The organism is Micrococcus sp. 116 (genome assembly GCF_902506395.1).
GTDB lineage: Bacteria > Actinomycetota > Actinomycetes > Actinomycetales > Micrococcaceae > Micrococcus > Micrococcus luteus.
Genome location: NZ_LR732370.1, coordinates 321895 through 338341, shown reverse-complemented (window position 1 = coordinate 338341; position 16447 = coordinate 321895). Strand labels below are relative to the sequence as shown.

The window sequence follows — 16447 nt, the reverse complement described above, 5'->3', positions numbered from 1 at the left end:
TTACACAGACCATCTGACACGCCCCAAGCCGATCCGCCCGCGCCCGTCCCCGTAGCGAGACTCGGTGTCCACCAGGCCCAGGTCTCGCAGGCGGGCGATGTGCCGCTCCACCGAACGCACCGTCTGGGCCGACCGCCGGGCCAACAACTCCTGGCTCGGGTGGCACGACCACGCCTCGTCCGCATGGTCACCCAGCAGCAAAAGCACGAACGCCTGGCCGGTGTTGAGTTGGCCTGTCTCCGCGACTTTCTGCGCCCACTTCATCGCTTCGATGCTCATGCCTGCTCCTCCTCGGTCCCGAATGCCTCGGCGTGCGCCTCACGGGCATCGGCCAAGCGGCGGCGCCCGGTGCGCTCTGAGCACCCGAACTTCTCTGCGACCTCCGCCGCCGAGGGCACCTGGCCCTCCTGCGCACGGGCCACGATCCATGCGGTGATGTCCGCACCCGATGCCTTCTCCACCGTCTTCGTCTCTGCGGCGACCGGCTCTGACGACGCCACGGTCTCGACGACCTCGATCCCCTGGGCGACCTGCGATTCCTCGACCACGGCCTGCGGAACCTCGCGGGCCTCGCGTTCGGTCTCGAGTTTGGCTTGACGCTCCATCCGTTCCAGCTCCTGCCGGTGCCGAGCCTCGGCCACCTCGGCCTCCCGCTCGGCCTCGCGCCGCTGGGCCTCGATCTGCCAGCGGCTCGCTGCGAGTTCGGCCTCCAGCTCCGCGCGCTGACGATCCAGCTCCGCCTGAGCCTTCAGCTGCTCTGCTTCCTCCGACACCTGCGATGCGCGCTCGGCCCGCCGCGAGTCCGGGTTCTCCACCGCGACCCGCGCCAGCTGATCCGTGGCCACGAACACCGCCACCGGAACCATCACCGCGATGAGCGCACCCACCACGGACTGCCACACGCTCGCGTTCTCAGCACTCCACGCATGCGCCCCGTTGGCGATCATCGACAGCCCCGTGAACGCCCCCAGCGCCCACCACGACGCCCGCGCGGACTCCCCTCGAGACTCGTGCACCAGTACGGAGCCTGCGTAGACCAGGATCGCCAGGTCTATGAAGACCGGCACTGCCCAATGCATGAACGGCGGCAGCCCCAGCCACGCCGCGACCTCGTACAGCGCCGCGAACGAAATGGAGAACGCCACCAGCCCGGCCACAGCGGTCCCGGCCACCACGGCCCGGATGAACCGCCCATCGTTCGGGTTGACCCGGCGCGGAAGCGTCCGAATCCCACTGTCCGTGGGCCGCGCCCCGGTGCTATCCTTTGAGTGCTCGACCAGCGTGTTCTTTGGAATGTGCACCGTCTCGGATTGAGCGTTTTCGGAAGCCCCGACAGCCTGCCCGCTGGCCGGGGCTTCCGCCCTTTTCGGCCCAGACGTTCGGGCCTCCCACATCTGCTGCGCGCTCATCGCGTGCCCTCCTCGATCTTCTTCAGCACCTCATCCAGGTCGTCCACCGCGTCCCGCAGCGTCGACCGGATCTCCGCCTGGGACTCGCCCTCGACATGCCCCACGGACCGGATCACGTGCGCCAGCGTCCGCACGCACCGCACCGAGTCCCACACGACCCCGTGCAAGTCCTCGTCTTCGACCAGCGCCTTACCCGTCGCCGGAGACACCAGCGAGGCCACCGGGGTAGCCGCCTTGATCAGCGCTGGCACCGCGGCCGCACCCGACCCGTTGAACGCAGTCAGCACACGACGCGCGCGGCCCTTCTGTTCCTCGTCGTGCCGGACCAAGTTCAGCGGCTCGATCCCGAAGTCCTCGGCCGGCATGTCCAGCACCGAGTCCAGGCCCATCTGGCCCTCGAGCACCGCCTCTGGCCCTTCGGACGACGTCGCGGCTCGCTCGCGCACCGGCTGATAGGTCTTCCCGTCCGTGCCAGTCACCCGCCGAGCGTTTCCAGGTGTCCCATTTGGGACATCTCGACCCGCCGTCGCGTCGAGTTCCCGGTGCACGGTGCTCTTAGACAACTGAGTGGCGGTTGCGATGGCGCGTGCGCTCATGCCGGCCTCACGAAGTGAGAGGACCACGTCCTGCCGATATTCCAAGGGCGGACGGAGGTGGAGGTTTCCGAACTCACGGGTCACGTAGTCGTCCCAGCTGCGGTAGCCAAGAACGGCCCAGGCCCGTCCTCGATATGCCGAACGGATGAGGTGGTAGACCGACTCCATGCCAGTCTTAATCTGGTCCGTGAGGTCACGCGCTGCCGCAGCAGTCATGGACGCGCCGTGGTCAGGGTCAACCACTGTCGCCGTCACGGCTTCCCCTCCTCGGCCTCGAACACGAAGAGGTCTCGCATCGACAACCCAAGAAAGTCAGCGACGGTCTCGAGTTCCGTGAAGGTGAAATCGCGGTGCCCGTTCATACGTGCTGACACCGATGCGCGGCTTAGACCGAGGGCTTCGCCCAGGTCCCCCATGCTTTTGTCGGCCAGGGCCAACCTGGAGCGGATTTGCAGAGTTAACTGCTTCTGTCTCGTCATGGCCACCAGTGTTGTGCTACCCGCAACACTGGTCAAGCCGTATGTTGCTTATGTAGCAATTTTTTTTCGTATCCCATGACGACTGGCCTGCCCTTCGCTACGCTGGACACATGGATGAGTCAGAAATCAAGACCGCGCTCCTCGCGGAGATCCGCGCCTGGATGGGCCGCCGGCAGGTCAACCAGTCCGACATGGCCCGGCACATGGGCCTGACACGCAGCGCGGTCAGCCGGCGGATGAGCGGACAGCAGGACTTCACGTTCCCCGAACTGGCCTCGATCGCGGGGTGGCTCGACATCACGCTCGCTGAACTGTTCGGCCCGGTCGTCCTCCAGGCACGAAGAAGCCCCCGCACCGACATGGTCGGTGCAGGGGCCTCAGGATCGCTCCCCCGGTTGGATTCGAACCAACAACCCTTCGATTAACAGTCGAATGCTCTGCCGTTGAGCTACGGGGGAATGTGCCGCGAACCGCCGGAGCCGTTCGGACAACGGATGGAACTCTACCAGAGCCCCTGCCTGCGCGCCACCCGGCCGCGGGGCGCCGTCGTCGTCCTACCCACGCCCGGGGACCGGGCCCTTGCCAGGCACGGTTCCGGCGGGCCTACGGTGCGCGGACACCCCAAAACCATCAGGAACGGACCCGAAGGAGAGACGTGTCCATGACCATCACGACCCTCACACGCAAGACCGCCCTGACCGGCACGGGCATGCTCGCCGCCCTCGCCCTCGCGGCCTGCGGCACCACCTCCGACAACGGCGACGACGGCTCCGCCTCGCCGGGGGTCGACGCCTCCTCGGCGGTGGCGAGCACCCCCACCACGGACGACGCGTCGGGCTCGGCGTCGTCATCAGCCTCCTCCGCTTCGGCCTCGTCGACGGCCGCCGCGGCCGGCAGCGGCTCGGCCACCGGCCAGGCCGACGAGCCCGCCTACGCGGTGATCGACGCGGTCCTGGAGAAGTACGCCGACGGCATCATCGTCGCGGTGGATGCCAACGACGATGACACGACCTGGGAGGTCGACGTCGTGGTGGGCGAGGGGGCCAAGGAGCTGGACGTCACCGCCGACGGCGACATCACCGAGACCGATCGCGAGTCGGATCCCGAGGACGTCCAGAAGGCGAAGGAGGCCGAGGTCACCGCCCAGCAGGCCCTCGACACCGCCCGGGAGGGCCGTGACGGGGTGACCCTGGACGAGATGGACCTGGAGGACGACAACGGCACCCTCCAGTGGGAGGTCCGGTTCGATCGCGAGGACGGCTCCGACGGCCCCGAGGTCGAGATCGACGCCACGTCCGGCGAGGTGCTCACGGTCGACGAGCGCTGACGCCGCGCGGCCGACGGGCCGCCGTTTCCCGAACGAAAACGCGCCTGGAGCCGCCGTTTCCCGAACGAAAACGGGTGGGGGTCAGTCGTCGGCTCGGAGGGCCCGGCGGCGCGCCTCCAGTTCCATGAGCTCGCTGTTGAGGCGGGTGAACTCGGCGGGGTCGCCCTCGGGGCCGAGCCGCTGCAGTCGCCCGAGCAGCTCCTCCTTGCGGTGCACGATCTGCAGGGCGAACAGGCGGTTCATGATGTCCCGGCAGTACCGGTCCACATCCTCGGGAGTGCGGGCGGGCAGGTCGCGGACGGCCAGCTCGGAGACGACGCCGGCCACCTCCTGGGGCACCGCGTCCCGCACGGCGTCGACCCAGCGCTGCGGCGTCGCCCCCGCCGACCCGGCCATCTTCACGCCCTGGTGGACGGCGGCGTACTGCGGGACCGTGAAGCGGGCGGCGTACAGCGCGGTCCACTGCTCCGCGGAGAGCAGGGTCGGATGCTGCAGCACCACCTCGAGGGACTCCCGCTCCCGACGGGCGACGGGGTCGCGCGGATCCACCGGCACCACGATCCGCGGCGCCGGGGCGGCAGCCTCCCCGTGGCGGCCCTGGGGCCCGATCGCCTGCCCGTCGTCCGCCGGGGCCGGCCGCGCCTCGGGCTCGGGCCCCCGCCGCGGTGCGCGCCCGGCCGCGGCCACAGCGCGGTGCACGGCGTTCGGGTCGAGGCCGAGCCAGCCGGCCAGCTCCCGCTCGTAGCCGGGACGCAGGACGGCGTCCTTGATGCCCGCCACGATCGGAGCGGCATGGCGCAGGGCGCCGGCGCGGCCCTCCACGGTGTCCAGGTCGTAGTCCTTGAGCCCGGCCCGGATCGCGAACTCGAAGAGCGGCCGCCGCGAGGCGATGAGCGCGCGCACCGCCTCGTCGCCCTTCTGCATGCGCAGATCGCACGGGTCCATGCCGCTGGGCTCCACGGCCACGAACGTCTTGGCGAGGAACCGGTGGTCCTCGTCGAACGCCTTGAGAGCAGCCTTCTGCCCGGCCTCGTCACCGTCGAAGGTGAAGATCACCTCGCCGCCCGTGCCGTCGTCGGAGATCAGGCGGCGGGCCACCTTGATGTGGTCCGCGCCGAACGCGGTGCCGCACGTGGCCACCGCCGTCCCGACGCCGGCCAGGTGGGCCGCCATCACGTCCGTGTACCCCTCGACGAGCACCAGCTGACGCTCCTTGGCGATCGTCCGCTTGGCCAGGTCGATCCCGTAGAGCACCTGCGACTTCTTGTAGAGCGGCGTCTCGGGGGTGTTGAGGTACTTGGGCCCGGGGTCGTCGTCGTACAGCTTGCGCGCGCCGAAGCCGATGGTCGCGCCGGTCATGTCCCGGATGGGCCAGAGCAGGCGGCCGCGGAACCGGTCGTACAGGCCGCGCTGCCCCTCGGACACCAGCCCGGAGGCGCGCAGCTCCTCGTCCCGGAACCCCTTCTGCCGGAGGTGGTCCAGCAGATGCGACCACCCCTGCGGGGCATATCCGAGGCCGAACTGCGCCGCGTGCTCCTGCGTGAATCCGCGCTGGGTGAGGAAGTCGCGGGCGACCTGGGCCTCGGGCGAGCCGAGGGCCCGACGGAAGAACTCGTCCGCCACCTTGTTCGCCTCGAACAGGCGACGACGGCGCCCCGTCTCCGCCTTGTCCGGGCCGGTGCCGCCGTCCTCGTAGTGCAGCTCCACCCCCACGCGGGACGCCAGCCGCTCCACGGTCTCCGTGAACGTGGTGTGCTCGAGTTCCATCAGGAAGCTGATGACGTCCCCGTGCGCGCCGCAGCCGAAGCAGTGATAGGTGCCCACGCCGGGGCGCACGTGGAACGACGGCGTCCGCTCGTCGTGGAACGGGCACAGCCCCTTGAACGAGCCCACGCCCGCCGAGCGCAGGGTGACGAACTCCTCCACCACGGCCTTCAGGTCCGTGCGCTCGCGGACGAGGTCGATGTCCTTGCGCACGATCAGTCCAGCCATGCGGACCATTCTAGGGACGGGGCGGGGCGGTCAGCCCCGAGCGGAACCGGCCTCCGTGGACGGCTCGGCATCCGCTGCGGCCTGTGCAGGACCGGTCCCCGCCGCGCGGGGCGCTTCGGTCCGCGCCGCGCCCGCTCCCTCGGACGTGGGGCGCCCGGTCGCGGGGTCGATCACGGGCAACGCGCCGGTGGCCGCCTCGACCAGCGGATGGAACAGCGCGGCCGAAGCCAGGCCACCGTGACGGCGGCGCGCCGAGGACACGAACGAGAGGCTCATGTCGCCCACGATAGCCACCCGGGACCGTGATTCCGGTCACGGGAAGGCAACATTCTGGGCGGTCAGGTCACGGTTCGACGCGCGCCCGCCCCCGCGGACTGCCCGTGCAGCGGCAGCAGCCGGGGCACCAGCCGGACGAGGCTCACCATCGCCCCGAGCTCCACGAGCGTCTGCGTCACCACCACGAGCGGGGCCGGGTCCAGGCTCGCCGGCAGGGACAGCGCCAGCGGCAGCACGACCAGGGAGTTCCGCGTCGCGCCCGAGGACACGAGCGCTCGTCCTGCGGGCACATCGAGGCGCGCCCACCGCGCAGCCACCACACCGAGGGCCACCATCACGACGGCGAACGCCACGAACAGGGGCACGACGGCGGCCAGCGCGGGCAGCCGTTCCCCCACCCCGCGGATCTGCGAGGCGACCACCGTGAACAGCGTGACGACCATGAGCGGGACCATCGCCACCGTGAACCCGCGCACCACCCCGGCCGCCGTGTCCCGCACCCCACCGCGGCCGCGCACCGCACCCCACTGGAGCAGCGCCGCGAGCGCGAGCGGCACCAGAATCAGCATGACCAGAGCACGGACGAAGGGCCCGACGTCGACCGCGGCCACCGCCGCCCCGCCCGCGAGCGCGGTGAACGCGATGACATAGTCCACGCACGGGGCCAGCAGCACGAGGAGCACGCCCACGAGCAGCGCGTCGTCGTGGGCCACGAACCGGCTCAGCCCGAACACCACCGCCGGCACCACCACGAAGTTCAGGACCAGCAGTGCCGTGAGGAACCTGCCGTCCCGCAGGCCCGCGCCCAGCGCGGCGAACGGCACCGCCAGGAACGTCGCCAGCAGGAGCAGCGCGAGGACCGGCTCGACGAGCACCGCCCACGCGTCGGCCCCGGGCACGGCCCACCCGACGACGGCGCCCGCGGCGATCCCCGCGAGGTACAGCGCCACCTGGTGGCGTTCGAGCGCGGCGACCAGGGCGCGGCGGGGCGGTGCGGACGGCATGCCGCCAGCGTACGGAGCGATCCGGGCGGGGGCTGACCCCTACGCTGGGGGCCATGCCCACCGCCCCCGCACCGCCCGAGGCCGCCGCCACCCCGTTGCATGTGGCCGTGCGCACGCTCGACGCCGCGGCGCTCGCGGCGGCCGGGCACACGGCGGCGAGCGCCGTGGCCGCGGTCTATGCGCACGCCGTCATGCGCGGGGCCGCGTCGTTCTGGCTGGACTCCGCCCTGCCGGACCCGGCCGAGGCGCGCTGGTCCGTGGCGGGCGACGGGCTGGATGTGCTCGGCGAGGAACAGGGCCGCACGCCCTCCCCCGGCCCGCGCCTGGTCCGGCACGACGACCCCGCCGATCCGGACCGCGCGTGGGCTGACCTCGCGGCCGCGGCCGCGCCCCGGCCGGTGGTCGGCGGCGAGGGGCTGCCGCTGCGCGGCGGCCTGGTCGGCTGGCTCGGCTACGAGCTCGGCCTGGCGGATCTGGGGGTGACACCGCCCTCACGTCGAGCCGAGGACCCCGCGTCCCTGCCCGCTCAGTTCTGGGTGCGCCCGTCCCGCTACGTCGTGGCCGACCACGCGGCCGGAGTGCTGCACTGCTGCGTCGTCTCCCTCGCTCCGACCACCGCGGAGGCCGGGGCCGACCGCTGGGCGGCGGACGTGCGCCGCGCCCTCGCCGCGGCCCGCCGCGCTCTCGAGACGGCGGCGGGCGACGCCGTCGTACCCCCGCCGCAGGACGCCGTCCCGGGACCACGGGCCGATGAGGAGGCGCCGGGCACGTGGCGCGAGGACCGGGCGGCGTACGCCGAGCAGATCGCCCGCTGCCGCGCCGCGCTGCACGCCGGCGACTCCTACGAGCTGTGCCTGACCACCCGCTTCGACGCCGATCCCGGGCTGCGCGTGGACCCGCTGGTCCTCTTCCACGAGCTCGCCGCGCACCAGCCGGCCCCGTATGCGGCGCTGCTGGAGCACGGCACGGGCTCCCGCCGGTGGGCCGTGGTCTCCGCCTCCCCCGAGCGCTTCCTCTCCGGGCGCGAGGGCCGGTACAGCACCAAGCCGATCAAGGGCACCGCCGCCCGACTGGCCGACCCGGCCGGGGACGCCGAGGCCGCCCGCGCGCTCGCCGCCGACCCCAAGACGCGCGCCGAGAACCTCATGATCGTGGACCTGCTGCGCAACGACCTCTCCCGCGTGTGCGAGCCCGGCTCCGTGCAGGTGCCCTCCCTCATGGCGGTGGAGAGCTACGCGAGCGTCCACCAGCTCGTCTCCACGGTCACGGGGACCGCGCGGGCCGGCATCGAACCCGTGGACGTGGTGCGGTCGCTGTTCCCCGGCGGGTCGATGACGGGCGCGCCGAAGCGCCGCAGCGTCGAGCTGCTGGCCGCGTGGGAGGCCTCCCCGCGCGGGGTCTACTCCGGGGCGCTGGGGATGCTGAGCGCGGACGGGACGACGTCGTTGTCCGTCGTGATCCGCACGGCCGTGCTCGCCGGGGGCCGCTGGTCCGTGGGGACCGGCGGGGCGATCGTCGCGGACTCGGACCCGGCCGCCGAACACGACGAGGTCCTCCTCAAGGCCCGCGGCCTGCGCCGGGCCCTCGCCCGCGCCGCCGGAACGGGCCTGCCGACGACGGCGCCCGACGTCGCCTGACCCCACCCTGTGGTTCGGGGGCGATATTCGGCGGTATTCCGACGGAATAACGCCGCAAACCGCCCCCAAACGAGGGGGGCGCCCACCCGTGCGGCCTGCCTAGGCTGGGGACATGGCCGATCCGCACCCCGTCCTCGCCGCCTCCGCCCCCGACCTCGACCCTGACGCGCTGGACGCCGTCCGCGCGCTCGTGGCCGCCGCCGAGCGTCCCGTGGTGCTCTCCGGGGCGGGGATGAGCGCCGAGTCCGGCATCCCCACGTTCCGTGACGCCCAGACCGGCCTGTGGGAGCGCTTCTCCGCGGAACAGCTCGCCACGGAGGAGGCGTTCCTCGCCGATCCCGCGCTCGTGTGGTCCTGGTACCGGTGGCGTGCCCGGATGGTGCGGGCCCGCCGACCGAATCCGGGGCACGACGCCGTCGCCGCCTGGCAGCGCCGCACACCCGACCTGGAGGTGGTCACCCAGAACGTGGACGACCTGCACGAGCGGGCCGGCGCCCGCGTGCTCGCGCACCTGCACGGCTCGCTGTTCGAACACCGCTGCGCCGAGTGCGGGGCCCCGGCGGACGTGGACCCGGGCGCGCCCTCGGACGTGGACGCGGCCGGCTCGGAGGCGGACCTGGAGGCGATGCTGCGTGAGGCGCCGCCGGCGTGCCCGGCGTGCGGGACGGGACGGATCCGGCCGGGCGTGGTGTGGTTCGGCGAGATGCTGCCGCAGGAGCCGTGGGAGCGCGCCTACGAGGCGCTGGAGCGCTGCGACCTGGCCCTCGTCGTCGGCACCTCGGGCCTGATCCAGCCGGCCGCGTCCCTGCCGTTCGTGGCGCTGGGAGCCGGGGTCGCCGTCGTCGAGGTGAACCCCGTGGAGACCGAGCTGAGCGGCGCGGTGACGCACGCGCTGCGCGGCTCGGCCGGGGCGGTGCTGCCCGCGCTCGTCGCCGGCGTCTGGCCCGGGCCGTCGGGGGCCTTGTCGACTGCGAGGCACGTCACATGGTGACGCAATAGACAACACACGCATGACTTAATAGGCTCCCCTTGCCGGCCCGCCAGGAACCCCTGGCCCGCGGCGCCGCCCCCGCCACTCCTCCCGAATCGAGATTGCCATGCCCCAGTCCCGCGCCCTCTCGCGTGGTGTCCGCCTCTCGGCCGTGTCCGCCACGCTGCTGCTCGCCCTGACCGCCTGCGCCGGCGGCACCGGCGGCTCCGGCTCGGACTCCGCGTCCGGCGCGGCGTCCGGCTCCGCCTCCGCCGCCGAGTCGGACAAGAAGGTCACCCTGTACTCGGGCCGCAGCGAGGACCTCGTCCAGCCGATCCTGGACGAGTTCACCGACGAGACCGGCATCGAGGTGGAGGTCCGCTACGACAAGACCCCCGCCATGGCCGCGCAGCTGATCGAGGAGGGCGAGGGCTCCCCCGCCGACGTGTTCCTCTCCCAGGATGCGGGCGCGCTCGGCGCCGTCGCCAAGGAGGGCCTGTTCACGCCCCTCGCCCAGGAGACCCTGGACCGCGTGCCCGAGACCTACCGGGACGACGAGGGCGACTGGGTCGGCCTGACCGGCCGCGTCCGCGTGCTGGCCTACAACGAGGAGAAGGTCCCCGAGGCCGACCTCCCGACGTCGGTCGACGAGCTGACCGATCCGAAGTGGAAGGGCCGCGTCGGCGTCGCCCCCACCAACGCGTCCTTCCAGACGTTCGTCACCGCCCTTCGCCTGCAGAAGGGCGAGGACGAGGCCCGGACCTGGCTCGAGGACTTCGCCGCCAACGACCCGCAGCGCCGCGAGAAGAACGGCGAGATCCTCGCCGACGTGGACGCCGGCACCCTGGACACCGGCCTAGTCAACCACTACTACCTGTTCGAGCTGGCCCGGGAGAAGGGCGTCGCCCCGGAGGAGCTGGGCGCGTCCCTGCACTTCTTCCCCGACGGCGACCTCGGCTCGCTGGTGAACGTGTCCGGCATGGGCCTGGTGGGCGAGCAGGAGGACGGCGACGCCGCCGCCCTCGTGGAGTACCTTCTCTCCGAGGACGGTCAGTCGTACTTCGCCGAGGAGACCGGCGAGTACCCGCTCGTGGAGGGCGTGGAGCAGCCGGCCGGCTTCCCGGAGCTCTCCGAGGTCAAGGCCCCCGACGTGGACCTCAACGACCTGGACGACCTCCAGACCACCATCCAGATGATCCAGGAGGCGGGCCTGCTCTGACCCCCCGAGCACCGGAGCCGGCCGTCCGCCGCACGCGCGGACGGCGCGCTCCCGCGGCGCTGACCGCCGCGGCCCTCGTGGCCGCGGCGGTCGCGCTCGTCCCCATCGGCTACCTGTTCCTGCGCACCGCCCAGGGCGGGTTCGGCCCCTGGCTGGACGCCGTCGTGAGCCCGCGCGTGGGCGCCCTGGCCGCCACCTCGCTCGCGCTCACCGCCGTGGTGACCGCGCTGTGCCTGGTGATCGGCGTGGGCGCCGCCTGGCTCGTCACCCGCACCGACACGCCCGGCCGCGGCCTGCTGGCCGTCCTGCTGGCGCTGCCGCTGGCCGTGCCCTCCTACGTGGCGGCGTTCACGTGGGTGTCCGTCTCGGACCTGCTGCCCGGCGTGGAGGCGGGGCGCTTCGAGGGGTTCTGGGCCGCGGTGACGGTGATGACCCTCTACACGTACCCGTACGTATACCTGCCGGTGGCGGCCGCGCTCTCCCGCATCGACCCCGGCCAGGAGGACGTGGCCCGCTCGCTCGGCCGCGGCCCCGCCGCCACGCTGTTCACCGTCACGCTCGCCCAAGTGCGCCCGGCGATCGCCGGCGGCGCCCTGCTGGTGGCCCTCTACGTGCTCTCCGACTTCGGCGCCGTGGCCATCCTGCGCCTGGACACCTTCACCCGGGCGATCTTCACGGCGCTCGAGGTGGGCTTCAACCGGCAGCTCGCCCTCACCCTGGCCACCGTGCTCGTGCTGCTGACGGTGCTGGTGCTCTGGGGCGAGTCCCGCACCCGCCGGGCCGACGACGGCGTCCGCTCCGGTCGCACGGTCCGCCGGGTCAGCGTGCACCGGCTGGGCCGGTCCCGCTGGGTCGGCACCGGGCTCCTCGCCGTGGTCACGGGCGCCGCGCTGGGCGTGCCCGCGGTGAGCCTGGTCCGCTGGATGGGCGAGGGCACGTCCCTGTCCGCCGTCCGGGACCGCTGGCTCGACGCCGTCTCCGGCTCCGTGGTCCTGGCGGGCGCGGGCGCGGCGCTCACCCTCGCCCTCGCCCTGCCGATCGGCATCCTCGCCGCCCGCCACCCGGGGCGCGTCTCCCGGATCGCCGAGCGCGCCGCGTTCCTCGCGCACGGGCTGCCCGGCGTCGTCGTGGGGCTCTCCCTCGTGTTCCTCGGGGTCTCCCTGGTCCCGGCGCTCTACCAGACCACGTGGATGGTGGCCTTCGCCTACGCCACCCTGTTCCTGCCGCTGGCGGTCACGTCGGTGGCCGGGGCCGTCGCCCAGTCCTCCCCTGCCCTCGAGGAGGCGGCCCGGTCCCTGGGCTCCTCGGGCGCCGAGGTGCTGCGCCGCGTGACCCTGCCGCTGGCGCTGCCGGGGGTGGGCGCCGGCGTCGCGCTGGTGGCCCTCACCGCCATGAAGGAGCTGCCCGCCACGCTGCTGCTGCGGCCCACCGGCATGGACACGCTCGCCACCCGCCTGTGGAACGCCACCAGCGTGGGCCGGTACGCCGAGGCCGCCCCCTACGCGCTCACCCTCGTGCTGCTCGCCGCGGTGCCCACGTGGGTGGTGGTCCACCGCACGGGGATCGTCGCGGCCGTGCGCGGCCGCTCGAGCGCCCCGTCGACCCCGAACGAGGTGTCAGAATGACCGCCATGCCCTCCCCCGCCGCCTCGACCCGCGCGTCCCGCCCGGCCGGTCCCCGGCCCGGCGTCGGCCACGCCGTGTCCGTGGCCGACCTCGGCGCCTCCTACGGGGAGGGGCCCGTCCTGGAGGGCGTGCAGTTCGACCTGGAGCCGGGCGAGCTGCTCGCCGTGCTCGGCCCCTCCGGCTGCGGGAAGACCACGCTGCTGCGCTGCCTGGCCGGCTTCGAGCGCATCGAGTCCGGCCGCATCAGCCTTGCCGGCTCCGTGGTGGCCCTGCCCCGCGTGCACGTGCCCGCCCACCGCCGGCACGTGGCCGTGGTGCCCCAGGACGGCGCCCTGTTCCCGCACCTGAGCGTGGCGGAGAACGTGGGCTTCGGGCTGCGCCGCCGCCGGCCCGGGCGGATGGCCCGCATCCAGGAGTGCCTCGAGCTCGTGGACCTCGCCGGCCACGGCGAGCGCATGCCGCACGAGCTCTCCGGCGGCCAGCAGCAGCGCGTGGCCCTGGCCCGGGCGATGGCCCCGCGCCCGCCGCTGATCCTGCTGGACGAGCCCTTCGGCGCCCTCGACGCCTCCCTGCGCAGCGGCCTGCGCCGGGACGTGCGCCAGGCGCTGAAGGAGGACGGCGCCACGGCCGTGCTCGTCACCCACGACCAGTCCGAGGCCCTGTCCATGGCCGACCGCGCGGCCGTGATGCGGGCCGGGCGCCTGCGCCAGCTGGGCACGCCGGACGAGGTGTACGCGCACCCGGCCGACGCCTGGGTCGCCGCGTTCGTCGGGGAGGCCTCCCTGCTGCCGCTGCTGGACGTGACCGGGCCGGAGCGCGACGGCGGCCGGCGGATCGGGCGCACCGCCCTCGGCCCGGTGCCCCTGCACGGGGCGCGTGCGGCCACGGCTGTGCCCGGGGACCTCGTGGTGGTCCGCCCCGAGCACGTGCGCGGCACCCTCGACCCGACCGTTGACGTGGACGGGGTCGAGGCCGCGCGCGTCTGGACGCCCGCCACCGTGGTGGACGTGGACTACCGCGGCCACGACTCGGTGGCCACGGTCCAGCTGGCCGACGGCACCCGGGCCCAGGCCCGCGTGGAGGGGGCGCTGCCCCCGCTCGACGCCGCCTGCGGGGTCCGGCTCGCGGGCCCGTGCGCCGTCGTCGCCCCGGGCGAGTGACCGGCCCGGGGCGGCCCCTCAGAGCCAGACGCGCCGGAACTCCGCGCCCTGCACCAGGGTGTGATGCCACTCGACGGCGGTCGAATCGGTGAGCGAGGCGATCTGGTCGATCACCACGCGCCGCCGGGCGGCGTCGTCGGGGGCCTGCGCCCAGTCGAAGGCGAACATCGGCTCGAGGTACCGGTCCCCCGTGGCGTCGAGCAGCGTCACGAGCTCCGCGAGCACCTCGCGCTGCCGCGCGTAGAGCGGCTGGCGCTGCTCCGCGGTCATCACGTAGGCCGCCGCGATGCCCTTCATCACGGCGATCTCGGTCTCCGTCTCCTCGGGCACCACGACGTCGGCGCCGTGGCGGGTGAGCGGCTCGTTGCCGAACACCTGGCGCGTGGCGTCGAAGGCGGCGCTGCAGAACCGGCCGATCAGCTGGCTCGTCATGTCCTTCATCGCCGCGAGCGCCCGCCGGGAGCCGTCCATCTCGGAGACCCACGCGTCGGTGGCCTCGAGGCGGGCCAGGGCCGCGTCGACCTCGGCCGGGTCCGTGTGCGGCAGGTACCACTGGCGGGTGGTCTCCACGACGCGCTCCCGGTGCTCCGGGATGGCCAGCCACTTGAGCTGGAACACGGCGTTGACCACGCCGTCCTCGACGTCGTGCACGGAGTAGGAGATGTCGTCCGCGAGGTCCATGACCTGGGCCTCCATGGACGTGCGCGTGCCGGGCACCCCGGCGCGGAACCAGCGGAACACGGGCAGGTCGTCCTCGTAGACGCCGAACTTGCGCGAACGCGTGCCGTCCGGGCGCAGCGGGGCGTCCTCACGGGTCCATGGGTACTTGCACGCGGCGTCGAGGGCGGCGCGCGTGAGGTTCAGGCCCGCGGAGGAGCCGTCCGCGAAGAGCTTCTTCTGTTCGAGGCGGGCCAGCAGGCGCAGGGTCTGGGCGTTGCCCTCGAAGCCGCCGACGTCCTCGCTGAGCGCGTCGAGCGCCTTCTCCCCGTTGTGCCCGAAGGGCGGATGGCCGAGGTCGTGGGACAGGCAGGCGGTGTCCACGAGGTCGGGATCGCAGCCCAGCGACCGGCCGAGCTCACGCCCCACCTGCGCCACCTCGAGCGAGTGTGTCAGGCGGGTGCGGGCGAAGTCGTCCGCGTCCGGGGCGACCACCTGGGTCTTGGCCCCCAGCCGGCGCAGGCCCGCGGAGTGCAGCACGCGGGCACGATCCCGCTCGAAGTCAGAGCGGTACGAGGACTTGGGCGGCTCGGGCAGCCACCGCTCCCGGTCCCACGGCGTGTAGCCGGGGGTCTGCACGGCGCGGCCGGCATACGGGGGCCGGCCCTCGGGGCCGAACAGCACCGGCTGGTGGGCGGCGCCGGTCCAGGGCGACGACGGCGCGGCGGGCGTTCCGGCGGCGGGCACCGGCGTTGTGGGCTCAGCCACCGGAGACGTCCAGCTCGGCGGCCTGGATCATGGCCTGCTGCTCGGCGTTGAGCTCGCGGGAGTCCAGCCAGCCGTCCGGCAGGTGCGGGCGCTTGGGGGCGCCGGCCCGGCCGCGCGGGCCCTCGGCGGCCTCGCCCGGGTAGGGCTGGTCCCGGTCCACGCGGGCGAGGATCTCGCGCATCGTGGCGAGGTCCGGGACGGTGGACAGCGCGGTGCGGATCTCCGAGCCCACGGGGTAGCCCTTGAAGTACCAGGCCACGTGCTTGCGGATGTCCCGCAGCGCCTTCGTCTCGTCGCCGCCGAAGGTGTCCACGAGCAGCTCGGCGTGGCGGTACAGCGTGTCCGCGACCATGCCCAGGGTCGGCTGGAACCGGTCCTGCCGGCCCTCGAACGCGGCCTGCAGGTCCCCGAACAGCCAGGGCCTTCCCTGGCAGCCGCGGCCGATCACGACGCCGTCCACGCCCGTACGCTCGACCATCGCGATGGCGTCCTCCGCGGACCAGATGTCGCCGTTGCCGAGCACGGGGATGTCCGGCAGGGCCTCGCGCAGCCGGGCGATGTCGTCCCACACGGCGGTCCCCGAGTAGAACTGGCGCGTGGTGCGGCCGTGGAGGGCGACGGCGGCGACGCCGAGGTCGCGGGCCGTGCGGCCGGCGTCGAGGAAGGTCAGGTGGTCCTCGTCGATGCCGCGGCGCATCTTCACGGTCACCGGGATGTCCTTCTTGGCCGCCTCGGTAACAGCCGCCTTGACGATCGAGGCGAACAGCTCCGCCTTCCACGGCAGGGCGGAGCCGCCGCCGCGCCGGGTCACCTTCGGCACGGGGCAGCCGAAGTTCATGTCGATGTGGTCGCAGCGGTCCTCCTCGACCAGCATCCGCACCGCCGCGCCGGTGGTGACCGGGTCCACCGAGTAGAGCTGCACGGAGCGGGGCACCTCGTCCGGGTCGTGCTGGATGATCCGCATCGACTCGGGCTTCCGCTCGACCAGCGCGCGGGCCGTGACCATCTCGTTGACGTAGAGGCCGCCGCCGTACTCCCGGCACAGGCGCCGGAACGCGGTGTTCGTGATGCCGGCCATCGGGGCGAGCACCACGGGGACGTCGATGGTCAGCGGTCCCAGCCGCAGCGGGGGCAGGGTCAGGCGGTCCGTCGTCGGGGCGGGGTGGCGGGCCTCGTGGAGCTGATCGTCGTCGGTGATGCGTCGACCCGCGCCGGCGGACTTGGCGTAGTGCGCGACGTCGTCGGCGTCGGTCACCGCCGCGGCGGGGAGGGTGTGGGAAGAAGTCATGTCGGACCCCATTCTTCCATTCCGCCCGGCACCCGCGTCA

The 16447-nt window shown here is 73.3% G+C and carries 16 protein-coding genes and 1 tRNA gene; 7 read left to right on the top strand and 10 right to left on the bottom strand.

What is annotated here, in order from left to right; genetic code table 11:
• The 4 genes from CITRIK5_RS01555 to CITRIK5_RS01540 form a co-directional block, all read right to left on the bottom strand.
• The gene (locus tag CITRIK5_RS01555) at window positions 1-279 is read right to left on the bottom strand and encodes a helix-turn-helix domain-containing protein (protein ID WP_236557123.1); all 279 of its coding nucleotides are present in this window, start codon (window positions 277-279) and stop codon (window positions 1-3) included.
• Window positions 276-1409, bottom strand: a complete 1134-nt coding sequence (locus CITRIK5_RS01550) for a DUF2637 domain-containing protein (protein ID WP_044659678.1) — start codon at window positions 1407-1409, stop codon at window positions 276-278. Before CITRIK5_RS01550 ends, CITRIK5_RS01555 begins: the two co-directional genes overlap by 4 nt.
• On the bottom strand, window positions 1406-2173 hold the full coding sequence (locus tag CITRIK5_RS01545) for a helix-turn-helix domain-containing protein (RefSeq protein ID WP_230956249.1): 768 nt from the start codon (window positions 2171-2173) through the stop codon (window positions 1406-1408). Before CITRIK5_RS01545 ends, CITRIK5_RS01550 begins: the two co-directional genes overlap by 4 nt.
• An 83-nt stretch (window positions 2174-2256) precedes the next feature.
• Entirely contained in the window at window positions 2257-2484 is a 228-nt protein-coding gene (locus CITRIK5_RS01540; protein ID WP_060974140.1) for a helix-turn-helix transcriptional regulator, read from the bottom strand.
• Window positions 2485-2594: 110 nt separating this feature from the next.
• On the opposite strand from CITRIK5_RS01540, the gene CITRIK5_RS12400 reads away from it, so the two are divergent.
• Window positions 2595-2909: a helix-turn-helix domain-containing protein gene (locus tag CITRIK5_RS12400; protein WP_081097766.1), complete on the top strand. Its 315-nt coding sequence runs from the start codon at window positions 2595-2597 to the stop codon at window positions 2907-2909.
• On the opposite strand, the gene CITRIK5_RS01530 is transcribed toward CITRIK5_RS12400, so the two are convergent.
• A tRNA-Asn gene (locus CITRIK5_RS01530) sits at window positions 2871-2942 on the bottom strand. The two genes, CITRIK5_RS12400 and CITRIK5_RS01530, sit on opposite strands and share 39 nt — an antisense overlap.
• A gap of 203 nt (window positions 2943-3145) precedes the next feature.
• Here CITRIK5_RS01530 and CITRIK5_RS01525 point away from each other — a divergent pair.
• Window positions 3146-3811 carry a PepSY domain-containing protein gene (locus CITRIK5_RS01525; RefSeq protein WP_060974139.1) on the top strand — a complete coding sequence of 222 codons (666 nt, stop codon included), beginning with the start codon at window positions 3146-3148 and terminating at the stop codon, window positions 3809-3811.
• 81 nt (window positions 3812-3892) lie between these two features.
• Here the strand turns inward: CITRIK5_RS01525 and dnaG are convergent, their stop codons facing one another.
• The 3 genes from dnaG to CITRIK5_RS01510 all read right to left on the bottom strand — a co-directional run bounded on the left by dnaG (window position 3893) and on the right by CITRIK5_RS01510 (window position 7083).
• Complete coding sequence (gene dnaG, locus CITRIK5_RS01520; protein WP_159832931.1) at window positions 3893-5803, bottom strand: DNA primase; 1911 nt, start codon at window positions 5801-5803, stop codon at window positions 3893-3895.
• 30 nt (window positions 5804-5833) lie between these two features.
• Window positions 5834-6079: a hypothetical protein gene (locus CITRIK5_RS01515; RefSeq protein WP_159832929.1), complete on the bottom strand. Its 246-nt coding sequence runs from the start codon at window positions 6077-6079 to the stop codon at window positions 5834-5836.
• Between the two features lie 62 nt (window positions 6080-6141).
• Complete coding sequence (locus CITRIK5_RS01510; protein ID WP_159832927.1) at window positions 6142-7083, bottom strand: arsenic resistance protein; 942 nt, start codon at window positions 7081-7083, stop codon at window positions 6142-6144.
• Window positions 7084-7136: 53 nt separating this feature from the next.
• Here CITRIK5_RS01510 and CITRIK5_RS01505 point away from each other — a divergent pair, with 53 nt between their 5' ends.
• The 5 genes from CITRIK5_RS01505 (at window position 7137) to CITRIK5_RS01485 (ending at window position 13694) form a co-directional block, all read left to right on the top strand.
• Entirely contained in the window at window positions 7137-8720 is a 1584-nt protein-coding gene (locus tag CITRIK5_RS01505; RefSeq protein ID WP_159832925.1) for an anthranilate synthase component I family protein, read from the top strand.
• A 112-nt stretch (window positions 8721-8832) separates the two neighbouring features.
• The gene (locus CITRIK5_RS01500) at window positions 8833-9711 is read left to right on the top strand and encodes an NAD-dependent deacylase (RefSeq protein ID WP_061867370.1); all 879 of its coding nucleotides are present in this window, start codon (window positions 8833-8835) and stop codon (window positions 9709-9711) included.
• Between the two features lie 106 nt (window positions 9712-9817).
• Window positions 9818-10909 carry an iron ABC transporter substrate-binding protein gene (locus tag CITRIK5_RS01495; RefSeq protein WP_036317448.1) on the top strand — a complete coding sequence of 364 codons (1092 nt, stop codon included), beginning with the start codon at window positions 9818-9820 and terminating at the stop codon, window positions 10907-10909.
• 77 nt (window positions 10910-10986) lie between these two features.
• Window positions 10987-12534, top strand: coding sequence for an iron ABC transporter permease (locus CITRIK5_RS01490; protein ID WP_010079202.1), 1548 nt, complete (start codon window positions 10987-10989; stop codon window positions 12532-12534).
• Between the two features lie 5 nt (window positions 12535-12539).
• A complete protein-coding gene (locus CITRIK5_RS01485; protein ID WP_197458565.1) occupies window positions 12540-13694 on the top strand; it encodes an ABC transporter ATP-binding protein in 1155 nt (384 codons plus the stop codon).
• Window positions 13695-13712: 18 nt separating this feature from the next.
• Here CITRIK5_RS01485 and CITRIK5_RS01480 read toward each other — a convergent pair whose 3' ends face one another.
• Both CITRIK5_RS01480 and dusB read right to left on the bottom strand, forming a co-directional pair.
• Window positions 13713-15119, bottom strand: a complete 1407-nt coding sequence (locus tag CITRIK5_RS01480) for a deoxyguanosinetriphosphate triphosphohydrolase (RefSeq protein ID WP_159832923.1) — start codon at window positions 15117-15119, stop codon at window positions 13713-13715.
• A complete protein-coding gene (gene dusB / locus CITRIK5_RS01475) occupies window positions 15112-16407 on the bottom strand; it encodes a tRNA dihydrouridine synthase DusB (RefSeq protein ID WP_236557122.1) in 1296 nt (431 codons plus the stop codon). The genes CITRIK5_RS01480 and dusB overlap by 8 nt, the downstream gene beginning before the upstream one ends.
• Window positions 16408-16447 lie beyond the last annotated feature (40 nt).